Below are 16,119 nucleotides of genomic sequence, written 5' to 3'. Positions count from 1 at the left end.
GCCGCGGACGGCTCTTCCGCACGACCTTGGGCCAGCCGCAGCACCGCCCTGAGGTCCTGGACCAACATCTCGAAGCAGCCCGCCCGAAGCCAACGCTGCGCCTGGTCGTAGACGGCGTGCCAGGGCGGAAGGTCGTTGGGCATGGCCCGCCAAGCCACACCGTAGCGCACCAGATAGCGCAGCCCGTTGAACACCTCGCGCAGCGGGTGCTCGCGTTGCCCGGCCTCCTCGGGCAGCAGTGTCAGATCAGGCGCAACCAGCGCCCACTCCTCGTCGGACACGTCGGACGGGTACGGCTTACGAGACGGCATTCACCCACAACGAGGACTCACCCAGGTCCGTAACACCCTCTAGGGCACCGCCCGGGCGAACAGCCATATTGCCGCGAGAGCCAATGCTGACCCGATCAACGCAGCAGCGGCGCAAAGGGCCAGGATTTCCCGGCGGGCCTGCAGCACTTCTTTGGATCCACCCGTCGACATGCAGGCCAGATAACACAACCGTGGGTTGGGTAACAGCTGCATTTGACCCCATACGGGCTGCGCAGGCTGGGGCCACGCGGGGATCCTCAGGTTGGGCCAAGTGGCTGGATTAGTAGCCGCCGGGGAGAGGCGTCCCGGGACCGGGCTTGGATAGGCGGTTCCCGGAATAAACCGGACGTGTCTCACCGCTCCACGCTCTCACCACCGCCAAGCTGAACTATGTGGACTGCAGGGCACGGCTCGCTCACGTGCTCGCTCGCATCGCCGATCACCCCGCCTCGAAGCTTGATCAGTTCCTGCCCTGCAACAGGAAGCTTAAAGCCACGGCATTGCCGACGTGCGCCTGATCGTCAGCCGCGGCCGTCGCCGGATGAGGATCCGAGCTGGGAGAGCGGCCCAGTTCTTAACCGGCGAACTGGCTCAATTTTCCGGCTCTTCCGCAAATTTGGTGCAGGTGGCTCTCACGCGGCGAGCACGCGATGGCGGAGGAGGGCGATGTTCGCGCGGCCGTACATGGAACGCTTGATGAGCTTGAGTTTGGTGATCTTGCCCTCGACCTGTCCCGTGCTCCAGGGCGTGGACAGCGCCGCCTCGACGGCGGCGCGATCCCGCCGGAGGCACCGTGCGAACCCGGCGAGCGGGCCGACACGGGCGTCGTCCAGCCATCCCGGCAGAGCGGCAAGGTCGTGCTCCCGGACCAGGGCTGCAAACCGGCGGGCGAGGTCAGCCCTGACGCCGATCTCGCCCTCCCGGACCGTGGCGACGAACGCCGCGTCTGGTTCGGGCAGGACCGCGTCCGATATCAGCATGCGTGTCACCCTGCGCGCGGTGGGAGGTCGCCAAACCGGCTCGCGCACGCGAGGATCCAGCGCGCGCCCACCCTGGAGCCGCGCTATCCCGATCCTCACGACCGCAGCCTTGCCCTGGAAGCCCTTCTCCCGGAGCTCGTTCCAGAGCCTCGTGACGTTGCGGCATCCCTCGGCCAGGCGGGCCTGGAGGTAGGGCATGAACGGGTCGACGATGCTCGGCCGCTCGCCCTTGCGCCAGGTCGGTGGCTGCCCGGTTGCCAGCCAGCCGCGCACGGTGTTGCGGGCGAGGCCTGTCTCGCGCGATGGTGCGCAGGCCCTGACCTGCGGCGGCCAGGCGCGCGACCTCGGCGAAACGCGCGTCGCGGTCGGCCTGCCGCGCCCGCCGGTGCCGCTCCAGCCGGGTTGGCGGTCGGGGAGGCGGAGGCGGCACCTGCGCCGTCGCGTACCCGGCGACCGTCTGGGCCGCGTCGCGGAGACGACGGCGGTTGCGGTCGACGACGAGCTGCAGCGCATCGGTGAGGTTCCGGAGCAGATGCCAGCGGTCCGCGACCTGCACGGCATCCGGTGCGCCACGACGAGCGCCCTCGGCGTAGGCCCCGGCGCGATCACGGGCGATCACCTCGACGCCGGGGTGGTCCCTCAGCCATGCCGTGAGCGTCGCCGCCTCGCGGTCCGGCAGGAGGTCGACCACGCGCCGCTCCTCGAGGTCGACCAGCACCGTGCCGTAGCTCTGGCCTCGTCGCCACGCCCAGTCGTCGACGCCGAGGACGCGGGGGACTTGGCTGGCCCGTGGTGGGCGGCTCGTAACTAGGCGCAGCAGCGTGTTGCCGCTCGCGGGCATGGCCAGCCGCTCGGCGAGGCGAGCGCCGGGCTGCCCGCCGAGGGCGAGGCCGATCGCGTGCTGCAGGTCACCGAGGCGCGCCGTCCGCCGCGCCCAGGGCTGTGCCACCTCGGGCAGGCGCTCGGCGAAGATCCGACGGGAGCAGCCCTCCACCGCGCACCGGAAGCGTCGGGCGCGGACCCGCACCTCGACCCGGCGGCCCTGCCAGGGCAGGTCGGCCAAGCAGCGGACGTAGTGGCTGTGGACCCGTCCCGTCCGACCATCGCAGGTCGGACATCGGGCCTGAGTGGCCCTTGGCTGGGTCATGATGACGACGCGGTCGGGCTCGGGCAGCACCTGCGACACGGACAGGCCTGCCGGGATCAGGGGCAGGAGGCGACGGGACACTTCATCTCAGGAGCGATGGGGGTGTCCCCAGGATGTGCTCACGTTCCCCCGCCTCCACCACCACCTGCACCAAATCTGCGGAAGAGCCCCAAACCGGGTCAGATCTCAGTGGCAATCAACATTCTCGGCCACCTGCCGCTTGAAGGCGACGCTGTGGGAACGGTGCCGTGCCATGACTTCCATCCTCCGGAAGCCCAGGCAGGAGGGTCAATCCATTTCGCTCAAACCGTCCACCGGGAGGGGCGCACTCCAATCGCCGGTCTCCTATCAACCGTTAGAGCCCTCCTGATCAATCGTGCTGCCCCCCCCCGTTCCCGCAAATCGCGGCGAGCGTTGTAAGTCATCCACCCCTGCTGGCAGCGTAGAACGCGCCGGCGAATATCATGTGATATCCTCGTCGGCCGGTGCCGCCAGCGCCGCGGGCAGGCCGGAGCGCAGATCAGGCCCAGGTGGTGAGAAGGTGATCTCGGGCACCGGCTGTGGCGCAGCCGACCCACACCCGTGAGCAGCCGCCCCCACCGTCAAGGACGCTCAAAAGCTGTAGTGCTGCATTGCTGGCGAGTAGTCGCTGAAGGCGATCAACTTGGGTCGTAGCCAGACGGATCTGGGCGAGATGGGGATGGCTCTCACGGGTGATGATCTCGACATAGCGCACGGGCTCTCTCCTTCCTTTTCCCAGCCATGTGCCAGGGCTGGTATTTATGCTGGGCGTGGAACGGATGAGCATCGATCGATCAGCACCCCTGATGGAATCACGCGTCGAGTGCCGCCCTAAGGAAATGATCACATTCGATCTGCTGGAGCACCTGGCGGGCCGAGAGGTCGAGAAGGCAAGCGCCGCCGGAAAATGCGTTGACGAAAGGCCGCGAACAGCTGCGCGCCCAGCAGAAGCCCCATCGCCCCTCCAGCTTCAGCTGTTCCGCGCATGACAGGACGAACGCGATCACGTCATCTGGCCTGGCATTCTCTGTGGAGAGGAGCCACAGCGCGCCGTCATTCTCTGCATCTTGCGATGCACCGAAGCCGATATCGTCACTGCGCTCCTCCAACTCTCGGGCCAGCGCCTGATAAATCTCCAGTGCTCGCGGCACGTTAGCAGCACCGACGTGCAGCACAGTTGAAAGGCGACAGAAATAATCCGCCATGATCGATCCTGTTCATCTCTGGCACCGGCCGTTCCGCGAACTCGATGCGCTCTACGCGTTATACTAGCCTGAATGCAGCGCACCGCCGCCTGCGGCGCCCACGAGAGTGATAGCCTTGCGGCCAGCGGCTGCGGCCCGGGTCAACCGCCATGCAGACGCAGCGCCGCACCGAAGCGTCGGTGGGTCAGCGCCTTCCGGCGGGGTCCGGTGAATCTCGCCGACGCCCGGAGATCAATGGACGATACCCGCGCCGGCACCGAATGAAGGGCACAGGACCGGGTTCGCCGGGTGGCGTAGGGCACCCGCCAACATCGCTTCGGCCACAGTGAAGCGCAGTTCGGCAGCCGCTCTGTCAGGCAATGCAGCAATGGCGTCGGCCGTGACTTCACCCGGCAGATGGGTCGCCAGCACCCGCTCGAGAGCTCCGTGTGCTACCTCCCTGGACAGGCGCTCAGGGCCCCGTTCTGGGTCCTTTCCGCAGGCCGCCATTAAGGAATGCGGCGGCGTGATCGGCTGTCCATGCAGCAGCAGAACAGCGAATGTCCCCGGCACCGGACCGCGGGCCAGGTTCGCGTCCGCAGTGGCCAAACAGAGCTGCAAAAGATGCTGGGCCATCTCCTCGGCCGCCGCACTGGTGGCGAGGGGCGCGGCGGTCGGTGTTCCGATGACATCGGCCACCCCGAGCGGCACGCTGCGGACGACGACGCCGGCAGGCCAGCCTCCTGCCGCCCCGGGATACACCTCGATGCCGTCCAGGTTTGTTTCGGTTATGAACGGCCCGGTCGCGTGCATCAGCCGGGAGATGTCGCGAAGTGAAGTCGCATCAGTTGAGCGAGTCGCCTGCACGGCGCGGGCCAGCGGCAGGAGACGTGCCAACCGACGACGGCTGTGACGCAGATCACCACCGTCCTGCTCGGATCGACCCCGTGCGCTCACGACGCGAGCACCGAGCGCGGCGTCGCTGCGTTAGATCCGGGGGCCTGTTCCACCCCCATCTGTGGCCCCTGGTTGGGACGGCGTGTCTGTTGAGCGGCAGAGAGTACCGTCTCGGCCACAATCCTGACGTCCTCCGTCGGCCGCCCCGGCAACTGGCTGCTGAATTCCTCGAGCTGTTGTACATGCCGGGCCAAATCCTCGCTCTTGGGGTCACCGGGTACGTAGGGGACGGCGTTGTAGATCCCCAGATAGCCGTGGAGGAACTCGCACAGCGCACCGTGAGGATCATCCGGATACTGATTGTACAGGACGTCGAAGAAGTAGAGCGTGTCGCTGAGGGCTGCGGTGTAGAGGTCATCCAGATTGTGCAGCCCGATGCGATAGGCTGCTGCGCAGATTACGTCGTCATGGCGGCGAAGGTTGAAGCTGTTTTGCGTCGGCACTGATGGGGATCCTTTGTCTGCCGTTGAGCGGCGCGACTGATCTACCGCATGGAAAGGGTCGGAGTGAAAATTCAAATGCGCCTGCAGCAAAGTTTTTTCCTGGCCTGCTCGGTATGGCTCCGCCTCCTGAAGATGGGGTTGCCTCGAGATCAGGTCGCATGGCGTATGTCAGCTCAACTCCAGGGCGGGCCGCAGGCGCAACGCTGCCCGAGCGAGATTGCAGACGGGCGTTCAACACCTCGGACGCATCAATCCGCTCCGGAGCAGTATGGCAATGCTACGTCAGGAACCGCGCCGGACGGCCTGTTTGGGTGCATGGCCAATCATGTTGTATGACGGTGCCAGATCGTTGCGCACGCCGAGTGTCGAAAGATATGGCGTCAAGCCGAAGCGCTCCGCTAAATAGATCGGACGACAAGCGTAGGGCCGGCATCTCCGATGCCGCAGGACGGTGGCCCGCCGAAGACGCCAAGACGGGAACATGACCGTCATGGGCACGCAGCGCGGCGGGCAGGGACAGGACGGGAATGCCGGTGCGAGGCTACCCGATGGCACCCTGGCGAGGATCTCCTCGTGAACAAGCTCTCCCCCGCCTGTTGGGCGGGAGATCGACGGGGCAACGTCTGGCAATTGACGACCCCGAACGCAGCATGGTCACGACCGGCCGTGCTGTGGAGCGGGTGTCATTTCTGACATCTGACCGATTGGACAAAAAGGGCGCCCACGGGGCACATGATGAAGGCAATGCGGTAGCACCCGAAGTATCATGCAACTCCGGATCAGCGGGCTGGCTACTGTCGGGGAATCGCACTCATCACCGCAACGGCAATCCGACGGTGGCCCATCCGGGCAAGGTGCGAGGTCGGGATATGGCTCCGGACGGAAAGCAGATCCTATTCTCCCCCTCTTCTGATGCAATGATGGCCGGCACCTCTTGTGTGGCCCGTTGCGTCAGGAGAGGGGGGAATAGGAGTATTCACCACCGGAAATGCGAAGTTGCGTGCAGGAGCTCCGGGCCCCGGTTCCTCCACCTGAGCTTTGTCGACCGTGGAGGATGATGCCGGGCGCAGCGCAGCGAGCACGGCATCAGACGAGACGAGGCGACCGGCATCCCGCGAAGCGGGATCGCCGCATGGATCATCACCCATCTATAGAGAGGATGGCAGGAGCCGTCAGCCTTGAAGCGCGGCCTCCATGATCTCCTGGAATTGCTCATCCTCATCAGCAGGGTCCGGTGCGCCGGAAGGATCCGTCGGCCGGAGCACGTGATGCAGGGCTTCGGCCGGATCACAGGGCAGGAGTCGCATCCCGCTGACCGCCAGCTCAGCTTGCAGGGCTTCAACAAGCTCTTCCGGAACGTCATCGTTCTCGGCGCCGCTGACCTGCACAAGGCGCCAAAGCCCGTGCGTGATCTGGCCGAGCTGAGCGACCACATTGGACGAGTGAAGGAGGAAAACGCTCTGGCCCCTGAGCATCTCCAGGACGTATCCGCCGCTCTGCCAAGTTCCGGGCGCGAGGCAGATCTTCAAGCGGCGTCCATGACCCCATAGCGCTCCGACGGTTTCGATTCGGTCCCATCCAGCCGGAACCGGAAAGCCGTCCTTGGCACACCTGGCCCGACCGAGATCGCTCTGAACACGCCGCGCGACTGACTGCCGCCCGGCGCCGTCGGGCAGCTCGGCCAAGTCTTGAGCAAGGCCGAGATGGCGGATCAGGCCGACAACGGTGGAGAGGTGCTCCTGCTGGTGGCGCGTGGCGTAGGCCCGACGAGCGCGCCGGAGGATCGGATCGGCATCCAGCAGCGCACGCGCGTCCTGGACGCGACTGGGCGTGATCTGCGTCGCCTCGGTGATGACCTCGGCCACGGTGGACTGAAGGACAAGGTCCAGGGTCCGGTAGGTGTCCAGCTCCCAGACCGGCGAGGTGGCCCGACCAAGGACCCGGTAGAGCTCCGGGCTGCAGCCAGGCAGTGCAAGGCGCAGAGTTTCTCGCGGATGACGCAACCGAAGTTGCTCCGCCAGCACGGAGGGCGCCACGCCGGCACCTCGGGCGACATGCAGACCAATGGCGACTGCGTGCATGCCTCGGGCCGGCAACAGGAGCAGCCGCGGGGCTAATCCCGGGTCCGAACGAATGAGTTGTACAACCAGCGGTGCAAGCGGGCCCCACACGCGCAAGCCGGGGGTGAGACTGGGTTCGGAGATCTGGAACGGAACAGCCATGCAAATGGCCTACTCCCGATCCAAAATCCGTCAATCGAATTCGTAACGAAGATACTGACCGCGCGTCGAGAGGTATTCTGCGCGGGTGCAAGGGCAGCGCTTCTCGATGCGCAGATGCCGGCAACCAATAGCAGATCCTGCACGATGATGTCGGGCGCCGTTTCCAACAGGGACTGCCCCCAGAGCTGCCCTATGGACCCATCAGATCCTTGGTCGTGGTTGCGGATCGCGGGTGAAGTGAAGGCGAGGAGACGCCGCAGGTTGCCGATCCTGGGGAATGGAAGCTTGGTGGCTTCCGCACCGCTCGGTGCCGGAAGCTTTGGTCCGGCCCCGCACCGACCGCTCGTTGAAGGAGCCGGTTCATGCGCTCCACTCGGCTCGGTGCCCAGCAGGCGGGCCCGATCTTCCCCCACGTATTCCGCGCCGACATTAGCGTAGCCAAACAGGTCCGTTTCGCCGAACTTTTTCCCTGCGGGGAAGAGGGCCGCCCTTTACCCCGTCCTGGCCGCTCCACATCAGTACCATGCGAGTGAGTTCCCCGGTGCTGCGGAGACCTTTTGGGCGAGCTTTGGCCACCAGCGGTGGCGAGGCGTTCAACCCACTTCGAAGCACCGCTGGGAACGGAGAAGTTTGTCCACGCCTCCAGTTCGTCATACGTAGTCGGCCTTGAACAACCCTTTCAGGCTGCTGGAGTGATAGCGGGGCGGCAGCCTGGCTGAGTGATCACCCGGAAGAGTCTGGCGAGTAGAGCGGCCAAGAGAGCCCTCAGGTGGGCAAGGATCTTGCGGATGTTGTGGCCGCAGCCGCAGAGGACGGCGAAGAGGGCATCGCCGAGGGTGCCTTTGAGGGCACAGCGGGCGAGACGTCCGTCGGTCTTCATGTGGCCGATCTCGGGTTCGATGGCGCTGCGCCGGCGCAGGAGCCTAGCCAGCCTCGGCGTCAGGCCACGCCGTGTGCCGCTGATGAGCACCCTGGTGCCCTGCACCCCATGGCCGCGGTAGCCGCGATCGACCACGGCCAGGCTGGGGAGTTGCCCGGTCAGGGTCTCGACCTGCTGGAGGGTGTAGGGAAGGGTGTGCCCGTCATAGGGATTGCCGGGCATGGAGCGCATGCCGACGACAAAGCCCCCGGCGAGCGTGGTGGCGATACTGATCTTGGCGCCGAACTCGTAGCGCACCCTGGCCTTGCCCTTGGAGATGCAGTCCACCTCCGGCTCGTGCAGGGCGTAGATCTTGTTCGGGGCTTTCGGCGTCTGCCGTAGCAGGCGGGTGACGAGGGCCATGCGCTGCTCGATCCGTGTCCGCAGCCGCCCTTCGGGTACGGCGCCGAGCTTGCGGCCGATATCGCGCAGGACGCGCCCCGTGTAGCCCTTGAGCGTGCGTAGCGCCTTGCGCATGCGCCGGAACTGCCGGGCATGGGCATGCCGCCCTACGCGGGCGGCCAGGCGCGGGGCCAGGCGGTTGTAGGTCTGACGCAGGGCAATTCCGGCCTTGTCCGCCAGCGCCACCAACGACCGGCGCGCCCTCTCGTAGAGGCGGCTGTCGGTCGGATGGGCGATGGCCTTCTCCATCACCGTCGTGTCCACCGCGACTTCAGAGGGGCTGCGTTCCGACACGGCACCTGCGGCACGGGCCGCCTCGATGGTCTTGGTAAGCAGCCACTCCACACCCTCCTCGCCGATGCGGCCGCGCCAGCGGCTGAGGGAGGAAGGATAAATGGGCGGCAGATGCTGGAAGAACGTCTCGCCGGTGAAGTGCTGGAAGTAGGGGTTCTCCACCCAGCGGGCGAGGACGGCCTCGTCGGAGAGGGAGTAGGCATGCTGCAGGTACATCAGCCCCGCTACCAAACGCGGATCTGTGGCCGGTCGTCCCTCCTGGGCGGGGAAGAAGCCGGCCCACTCCCGCTCGAACCAGCCCCAGTCGATCAGCGCGGCGAGCCGGACCAGCTCGTGCCGCCCGTCGATCATCTCGACCAGATGCGGCCGCAGCAGGTCGGCCTGTTCCGGCGGGCGCGGGCGATGCTTCATGCCTGCCAGAATCGCAGCATTAGCGCCCCGTTCCAACCAAACCCTGCAATCCCAGCGCCCCAGATCCCGAGCTTTTCTGCCCCAGATCAATGGCTTGCTGGTTGTTCAAGGCCGACTCCGTAGGCACCGTCCGTCGATCCAGTCCGGCGGGCGCTGCGGCTGCGTGGTAACCTGCCGCCTCTACACCTGAAAGCCGCCGCAGGAATCATGGCTGAACCCATTGACTCGAGGTGTCATGATGGTATCCTGCCGAACGTCCGATCCTCACAGAGGGTCCTGACCGAGCGGCACTCCGGCCCGACGGCGAGTTGTCCGTTGGCTGCCCAATGTGTAGCCCATACCAGAACGCCATACCCATACCAGACCGATGATTTTGCTGCCTACGGGCAGCAGGGCTCAACATGTCTGGCCGTGGCCAGACGCATCTGGAGGCGTGTGTGCAATGGGCTGCGAGCTGTTTTATGCGGCGTTACGCCGCCTCATAATGGAGGTGCTGCTTCGCCCGGTCCTGGCGCCGGCGCCTGTTGTGCAAGACCACATGCACGTCCCCCTCATCAATGCAGCTCTAGCGTCCCGCTGGTTCGCCCAGCTCACTTTCACGCCCTGCACCAGGAGGATCGAAGCCGAGTTCAGTCGCCGCGTGTTCGGCGCGTCGAGTGCTAGGTGCAGTGACTGCGAGGCCCGCTGGCGAGCACATGAGATCGCCCTCCCCACTGGAATTCTTGACCTGAACGAGGAGCGCGAGGTGAAGGGCTGGAGCCCGCGCCTAGCCCGGCCGGCGCCAAAACCGGTGGAAAGGCCAGTGATCTCATGAGGGGGGCCACAGCTCTCCCATACTGGCCGCGTGTGCTGCGTCGTGAGAAGGCGGCTGCTTACCTGGATTTATCGGTGTCCCTCTTTGACCGCGAGGTGGCGGAGGGGCGCCTGCCGCCGCCGGTGGTCATCACCGCTGGCGTGAAGGGCTGGGTACGCGATGTGCTCGATGCCTGGATTGACGACCGGATGGGCGCACCGGCCGAACAGCCGAACCCCTGGGACGCCTAATGATCTACGTCCGCCGCCGATACCGCCATGTGGTGCAGGACCGGGACCGGCACGGCAACGTGCGGACCTATCTGCGCCTGCCTGGCCGGCCGAAGGTGCGGCTGCACCATGAGCCGGGCACGCCCGAGTTTGATGCGGAGTATCGCGCCGCGCTGGAGGCCAGGCCGAAGACGCCCGAGAAGCGGGCGGTGGGGCAGGTGGTGCCGGGCAGCCTGCACGCGGCCTGCATCGCTTACTATGGGTCCGCCGAGTTTAAGCGCATGGCGCCCCGCTCCCAGCAGGTGCGCCGGTTGATCCTGGATCATCTGCAGGAGGCGCATGGCACCAAGCCCGTGAACCGGCTAGAGCCGCATCACGTCCGCAAGTTGAGGGACGACAAGGCCGAGACTCCCGAGGCTGCCAACAGCATCCTCAAGGCGCTACGCGCCGTGTTCCGGCACGCGGTGGCGACGAAGCTGATGCCGAGCAATCCGGCCGAGGCGGTGCCCTACATCCAGACCGGCAGCGAGGGCTTCCACACCTGGACCATCGAGGAGGTGTGCCAGTTCGAGGAGCGCTGGCCGGTGGGCAGCAAGCCCCGCCTCGCGCTGGCTCTTCTTCTCTACACGGGCGTGCGCCGGAGCGATGCGGTGCAGCTTGGTCAGCAGCACATCCGCGATGGGCACTTGCATTTTCTGGTGCAGAAAAATCGGACGCGGAAGCCGGTGCGCCTGGTGCTGCCCATCGTGCCCGAGCTGGCCCGCATCATCGCGGCGACGCCTACGGGCGAGTTGTCGTTCCTGACCAGTGAGTGGAAGCGCCCCTACACGGTGGACAGCTTCGGGAATCGCTTCCGGGGCTGGGCGCGTGCTGCAGGGCTGCCGCACTGTACGCCGCATGGGCTGCGGAAGGCTGCCGCTGTGCGCCTGGCCGAGCTGGGATGCAGTGCCCACGAGATCATGGCCGTGTTGGGCCATGCGACGCTGAAGGAGGCCGCTCGCTACACCGCGAAGGCCGAGCAGCGGCGTCTCGCCGCGAGCGCATTCGCTCGCATGTCCGGTTCGATGCTGGACAAAGAAAAGTCCCACCCTGGCGCTGCAACGCCGGAGTGGGACGAAAACGCTCAACAAGTGCCTGAAAACAATGGAGCCAAAAAATGGATGGTGCCCAGGGGCGGAATCGAACCACCGACACTGCGATTTTCAGTCGCATGCTCTACCAACTGAGCTACCTGGGCCCAAGCAAAGCGGCGGTTGCCGCCGGTAGAGGTGGCGGGGGATATCCGATGCCAAGCGGCCTGTCCAGGGGGCGCGTTACCGTTCCGCCTCGTCATCATCCTTGTCTTCCGGCGCGGCGGGAATGGCATAGGCGCCGCCGAACCAGCGCCCCAGGTCGATCGTCCGGCAGCGCGGCGAACAGAAGGGGCGCGCCTCCGGCCGCGCCGGCTGGCCGCAGACCGGACAGGGACGGGGCGTGTTAGCGGGGGCGGAGCTGTGCATCCTCGATCACCTCCTCACCCGGCGCCAGGGCCGGGTCGGGCTGAAGAAAAATGGGGTGCGCGGCCAGGGTAGAGAAGTCCTCCAGCGCCCCTGGCCAGTCACGCAGTGCCGCCAGAACCCGCGGGTGTGCCCGCAGGGTCAGCGGCGCCCCGGGGCACGCCACCGCTTCCCGCGCCGCCTGCCGCAGGGCGGACAAGCCGCGGGTCAGAGGTGAGGGAGGGGAGCCCAGAACTTCGTGGAGCGGTGGATGAACCCGCGTGCGAACCATTTCCATCAGCCCGAGCCCCGTGAGTCCAACAACACGCAGCAGCGGATCTGCACCTGCCGCGGAGCGCAGCGCCGGGAGCAGCGCCGCGCGGGATTTCGCGGAGCCGCCGGCCAGATCCAGCAGAATCGGCCCGGCGAGATGCCGAAGGCGGATCTGGCGGGCTGCCTCGGCCAGTGCCGTGGCATTGACGGTGCGGTGGGCAGCCGAATCCCGCCCCGCTGCGGCACCCGTATCGACGTCCAGCGCGGTCAGGGCGGGGGTCGGGTGCACCAGCAGGCGTCCTCCACCGGGCAGCGGCACCTCGGGAGAGGCAAGCTGCTCGAAGGCGGCCTCCACCTCCTCATCGAAGGCGGGATGAGAGAGAAGCTGCACGCGGTCATGGCCGAGCGCCGCTCGCAGCCGGGCTGCCTCGCCCGGCTGGTCCACCATCACGGGCAGAGTCGGATGGGCGGCAGCCAGGCGCAGCGCGGCATCCGGCCCGCGGCGCAGCAGGCGTGGCGGCCCATTCCGCGGCAGGTCCTTCGGCAGGCCCGTCCCGGCCAGGCGAGGGCCCTTTCCCCCCTGCGCTGCACGGGTGACGCGGAGCGGGAGATAAGTGCCCTCGGGTAGCCCCTCGCCACCTTGGGCATCGGGCAGGAAGCCGCTCAGGCCGCCTTCCAGCACTACGAAAGAGCCGGACAGGGCGGGCACGCGGGTGGCGATCCGGCCGATATGAATGTCGCCTACCCCGTCTGGACAGGCAGGCCGCTCGATGAAGGCGGCCTGCAGCGTGCCGTCCTGCCAGAGCGCGACACGCCGCTCGCCGGGGGAGGCGGAAACGAGAATGCTGGCGTCAGCCATCACAACCTACTGCAGAGTGCAGCGGCAGAGCGCTCCCTGGTCAGAGAGCGCTCCGCGGGCATCAAGGCCGAAGCCACCCGACGCCCCGCAGGAGCTGCGCCGTCTCGAAGAGCGGCAGCCCGACCACATTGGAATGGCTGCCGGACAGGAAGCGCACGAAGACCTCGGCGCGCTGATGGATGGCATAGCCGCCCGCCTTGCCTTCCCACTCGCCAGAGGCGACGTAATCCTCCGCCTGGGCGTCGGTCAGGCGCTGGAAAGCCACCGTGGTCTCCACCAGCCGGGTCCGCAACTTGCCATCCGGGGTGACCAGGGCCACGCCCGTCGTCACGCGATGCCGGCGGCCGGAAAGAAGCTCAAGGAAGCGCCGGGCCTCCGCCGCATCGGCGGGCTTGCCCAGGATACGGCGGCCCACTCCCACCACCGTGTCGGCGGCCAGGACCAGGGCCCCGGGCGCGCGGGCGGCGACCGCCTCGGCCTTGGCGCGTGCCAGGCGCTGCGCGAGCTGGCGCGGCAACTCCGCTTTTCGCGGGGTTTCGTCGATATCGGCGGGGTCTACGCGGTCGGGGCGGATGCCCATCCGGGCCAGAAGGTCCAACCGGCGCGGGCTGGCGCTGGCAAGAACAAGGGGCGGGCGAGGGGCATCGGCCCCGCCAGCCAGTTCCGCCGGGCGCAGTTCATCGCCCAAGGCGAGGCTCACCGGAAGCGATCCGGTGCCGGCGTCGGCGCTCACTTGAACCGGAAGGTGATCCGGCCCTTGGTCAGGTCATAGGGCGTCATCTCGACGTTCACGCGGTCGCCCGCCAGCACGCGAATGCGGTTCTTGCGCATCTTTCCGCTGGTATGGGCCAGGACCATGTGCTCGTTATCCAGCTTCACGCGGAACATGGCGTTGGGCAGAAGCTCCACCACCTGGCCACTGAACTCGATCATGTCTTCCTTCGACATGCGTATCCTTCATCTCGCGGGGGCGCCGCGATCCCGCGAGGGGGAAGGGCGGCGCATGATATGCGGGCAGCGCGGTTGCGCGTCCGGCCCGGCACGCGAACAGGCGCGGCCCCGGAAGGTGGCCGCGCATCTTGTGACTGAGCGACGGGAACATGATGCGCCGGGCCATCTGGGTCAAGGAATCGAGGCCCGTCAGCCCGGATTCCTCGGCTCCTGTGTCCGGAACAGCTTGGGCGCGGAGGCTTGGGCTCAGGGAACCCCGATTCGCCCCGCCACGCTCCGCGCATGCGCCTCCAACCCCTCGGCTCGGGCCAGGGCCACGGCGGCGGGGCCGGTGGCCCGCAGCCCGGCTTCCTCCGCCGCGATCCAGGTTGTGCGCTTGAGGAAGTCGAAGACCGACAGGCCCGAGGCGAAGCGCGCGGTCCGCCCGGTGGGAAGGACATGGTTCGGCCCGGCCACGTAGTCGCCCAGCGCCTCCGGGCACCAGGGGCCGAGGAAGGCGGCGCCGGCATGGCGAATGCGGGCGAAGAGAGCCGCCGGGTCGGCGACCATGATCTGGAGATGCTCCGGTGCCAGCCGGTCGGTCAGGGCCGCGCCCTCCGTCCAGTCCCGCACCAGGATCACGGCGCCATGCCGGCGCCAGGATTCACCGGCGATGGCGGCGCGGGGCAAGGTGCCAAGTGCCGCCTCAACCGCAACCGGCACCGCCTCGGCTAGGGCCGGGCTGTCGGTGATCAGAATCGATTGGGCGGCCTCGTCATGCTCGGCCTGGGCCATCAGGTCCATGGCTACACGGGCCGGGTCCTGGTCGCCATCGGCCAGCACCACCACCTCCGACGGGCCGGCGATGGAATCGATGCCGACCCGGCCAAAGACCTGCCGCTTGGCTTCGGCGACATAGGCATTGCCGGGGCCAGTGATTTTGTCCACGGGCGCGATGCTGGCTGTGCCCCAGGCCAGGGCGGCGATCGCCTGGGCGCCACCGATGCGCCACACCTCGGTTACCCCCGCGCGCCCGCAGGCCGCGAGAACCAGCGGGTTGAGTTCTCCGTCCGGTGTCGGCACCGCCACTGCGACGCGCTGCACCCCCGCCACGCGGGCCGGGATGGCGTTCATCAGGACGGAAGACGGATAGGCTGCCTTTCCGCCCGGCACATACAGGCCGGCTGCGTCCACGGCGCCCCAGCGCATGCCCAGGGTGAGCCCGGCCGGGTCCGGCACGGTGATGTCGGCCGGCATCTGGGCGCGGTGGAAGGTCTCGATGCGGGTCGCGGCCGTATCCAGGGCTTCCATCAGGGCTGGATCGACGGAGGCGATGGCGTCCGCGATCTCCTCGGCCGTCACGCGCAGCGCGGCGGCATCCTGGGGCTGCCACCGGTCGAATTGGGCGGTCAGGTCCAGCAGGGCGGCGTCGCCCTCCTTGCGGACACGGGCGATGATCTCCGCCACCGCGCCATCCACCCGGGCGGTGGTGTCGCGGGCGGTGTCCAGCAGCGCGGCGAAGTCGGCCTCGAACCCGGCCTCTCGCGTATCCAGCTTCCTCATGCCGAAAGGGCTTCCCGGAAACGCGCCAGCCAGGCGCCGATCAACTCCGGCTCCGTCTTCAGCGCCGTGCGGTTGACGATAAGGCGGGAGGTGACCTGCGCGATGACCTCGCGCTCCACCAACCCGTTCGCCTTCAGGGTCGAGCCGGTCTGGACGAGATCCACGATCAGCCGGGCCAGCCCGAGAGAGGGGGCCAACTCCATTGCGCCGTTCAGGTGCACGATCTCCGCCTGTACGCCACGGGCGGCGAAATGGCGCTGGGCGATGCCGGGATACTTGGTCGCCACCGTTACGCGGGACCAGCGGCAGGCCTCCTCGGCAATCGGGTCGTCGGCCGGACCGGCGACGCTGACGCGGCAGCGGCCCACGCCCAGGTCCAGCGGGGCATAGATCTCGGGGTAGTCGAATTCCATCAGCACATCGGCGCCGCAGATACCGATCTGCGCCCCGCCATGGGCCACGAAGGTGGCCACGTCGAAGGGCCGCACCCGCACGACATCCACGCCCTCGTGGTTTGTGGGGAAGCGGAGATGGCGGCTGTCCTCGTCATGGAAGTCGCTGCCCGGCACCAGCCCGGCGCGGGCAAGGAGGGGCTGCACCTCCTTGAGGATGCGTCCCTTGGGCAGCGCGAGGATCAGGTTTGAGGTCCCGGCCGTGCCGGGAAGGAGGGGAGAGGTGATGGGGTGGTCCATGGGCGAGCCTAGC

At 67.4% G+C, this 16,119-nt stretch carries 14 protein-coding genes, 1 tRNA gene and 2 pseudogenes; 3 read left to right on the top strand and 14 right to left on the bottom strand.

Annotated features, from left to right (window positions below):
• Positions 1–311: transposase (locus tag ACO1BU_RS22540; RefSeq protein WP_424138217.1), on the bottom strand; the 311-nt coding region annotated here is incomplete at its 3' end.
• 383 nt (positions 312–694) lie between these two features.
• Between ACO1BU_RS22540 and ACO1BU_RS22535 the strand changes: the two genes are divergently transcribed.
• Positions 695–829: a transposase domain-containing protein gene (locus tag ACO1BU_RS22535; RefSeq protein ID WP_424138219.1), complete on the top strand. Its 135-nt coding sequence runs from the start codon at positions 695–697 to the stop codon at positions 827–829.
• A gap of 114 nt (positions 830–943) precedes the next feature.
• Here ACO1BU_RS22535 and ACO1BU_RS22530 read toward each other — a convergent pair.
• From ACO1BU_RS22530 to ACO1BU_RS22505, 6 genes and pseudogenes are all read right to left on the bottom strand, one after another.
• A pseudogene (locus ACO1BU_RS22530) lies at positions 944–2,519 on the bottom strand (ISL3 family transposase).
• A gap of 752 nt (positions 2,520–3,271) precedes the next feature.
• Complete coding sequence (locus ACO1BU_RS22525; RefSeq protein WP_424138216.1) at positions 3,272–3,664, bottom strand: hypothetical protein; 393 nt, start codon at positions 3,662–3,664, stop codon at positions 3,272–3,274.
• Between the two features lie 231 nt (positions 3,665–3,895).
• On the bottom strand, positions 3,896–4,540 hold the full coding sequence (locus ACO1BU_RS22520) for a hypothetical protein (RefSeq protein WP_424138215.1): 645 nt from the start codon (positions 4,538–4,540) through the stop codon (positions 3,896–3,898).
• A gap of 56 nt (positions 4,541–4,596) precedes the next feature.
• Positions 4,597–5,133 carry a hypothetical protein gene (locus ACO1BU_RS22515; protein WP_424138214.1) on the bottom strand — a complete coding sequence of 179 codons (537 nt, stop codon included), beginning with the start codon at positions 5,131–5,133 and terminating at the stop codon, positions 4,597–4,599.
• A gap of 1,082 nt (positions 5,134–6,215) precedes the next feature.
• The gene (locus ACO1BU_RS22510) at positions 6,216–7,124 is read right to left on the bottom strand and encodes a hypothetical protein (protein WP_424138213.1); all 909 of its coding nucleotides are present in this window, start codon (positions 7,122–7,124) and stop codon (positions 6,216–6,218) included.
• Positions 7,125–7,944: 820 nt separating this feature from the next.
• On the bottom strand, positions 7,945–9,291 hold the full coding sequence (locus tag ACO1BU_RS22505) for an IS5 family transposase (protein WP_424138212.1): 1,347 nt from the start codon (positions 9,289–9,291) through the stop codon (positions 7,945–7,947).
• 888 nt (positions 9,292–10,179) lie between these two features.
• Between ACO1BU_RS22505 and ACO1BU_RS22500 the strand changes: the two genes are divergently transcribed.
• Positions 10,180–10,335, top strand: a complete 156-nt coding sequence (locus ACO1BU_RS22500) for a helix-turn-helix transcriptional regulator (protein WP_424138211.1) — start codon at positions 10,180–10,182, stop codon at positions 10,333–10,335.
• Positions 10,335–11,276: pseudogene (locus ACO1BU_RS22495) on the top strand (tyrosine-type recombinase/integrase); the annotation flags it as partial. The gene ACO1BU_RS22500 and the pseudogene ACO1BU_RS22495, both read left to right, overlap by 1 nt.
• Before the next feature lie 199 nt (positions 11,277–11,475).
• Here ACO1BU_RS22495 and ACO1BU_RS22490 read toward each other — a convergent pair.
• The 7 genes from ACO1BU_RS22490 to hisG all read right to left on the bottom strand — a co-directional run bounded on the left by ACO1BU_RS22490 (position 11,476) and on the right by hisG (position 16,106).
• Positions 11,476–11,551: transfer RNA gene (locus tag ACO1BU_RS22490), tRNA-Phe, on the bottom strand.
• A gap of 76 nt (positions 11,552–11,627) precedes the next feature.
• The gene (gene yacG / locus ACO1BU_RS22485; protein ID WP_424138210.1) at positions 11,628–11,813 is read right to left on the bottom strand and encodes a DNA gyrase inhibitor YacG; all 186 of its coding nucleotides are present in this window, start codon (positions 11,811–11,813) and stop codon (positions 11,628–11,630) included.
• Complete coding sequence (locus tag ACO1BU_RS22480; protein ID WP_424138209.1) at positions 11,791–12,921, bottom strand: ribonuclease E/G; 1,131 nt, start codon at positions 12,919–12,921, stop codon at positions 11,791–11,793. The genes yacG and ACO1BU_RS22480 overlap by 23 nt, the downstream gene beginning before the upstream one ends.
• 61 nt (positions 12,922–12,982) lie before the next feature.
• Entirely contained in the window at positions 12,983–13,597 is a 615-nt protein-coding gene (locus ACO1BU_RS22475) for a Maf family protein (RefSeq protein WP_424138218.1), read from the bottom strand.
• Positions 13,598–13,650: 53 nt separating this feature from the next.
• A complete protein-coding gene (gene infA / locus ACO1BU_RS22470) occupies positions 13,651–13,869 on the bottom strand; it encodes a translation initiation factor IF-1 (RefSeq protein WP_007003972.1) in 219 nt (72 codons plus the stop codon).
• Positions 13,870–14,118: 249 nt separating this feature from the next.
• Entirely contained in the window at positions 14,119–15,414 is a 1,296-nt protein-coding gene (gene hisD, locus ACO1BU_RS22465) for a histidinol dehydrogenase (protein WP_424138208.1), read from the bottom strand.
• Positions 15,411–16,106, bottom strand: a complete 696-nt coding sequence (gene hisG, locus ACO1BU_RS22460; protein WP_424138207.1) for an ATP phosphoribosyltransferase — start codon at positions 16,104–16,106, stop codon at positions 15,411–15,413. Before hisG ends, hisD begins: the two co-directional genes overlap by 4 nt.
• Positions 16,107–16,119: the final 13 nt, after the last annotated feature.

This window comes from Roseomonas chloroacetimidivorans (genome assembly GCF_049629625.1).
GTDB lineage: Bacteria > Pseudomonadota > Alphaproteobacteria > Acetobacterales > Acetobacteraceae > Roseomonas > Roseomonas chloroacetimidivorans.
This window is presented reverse-complemented; position numbering and strand designations above follow the sequence as displayed.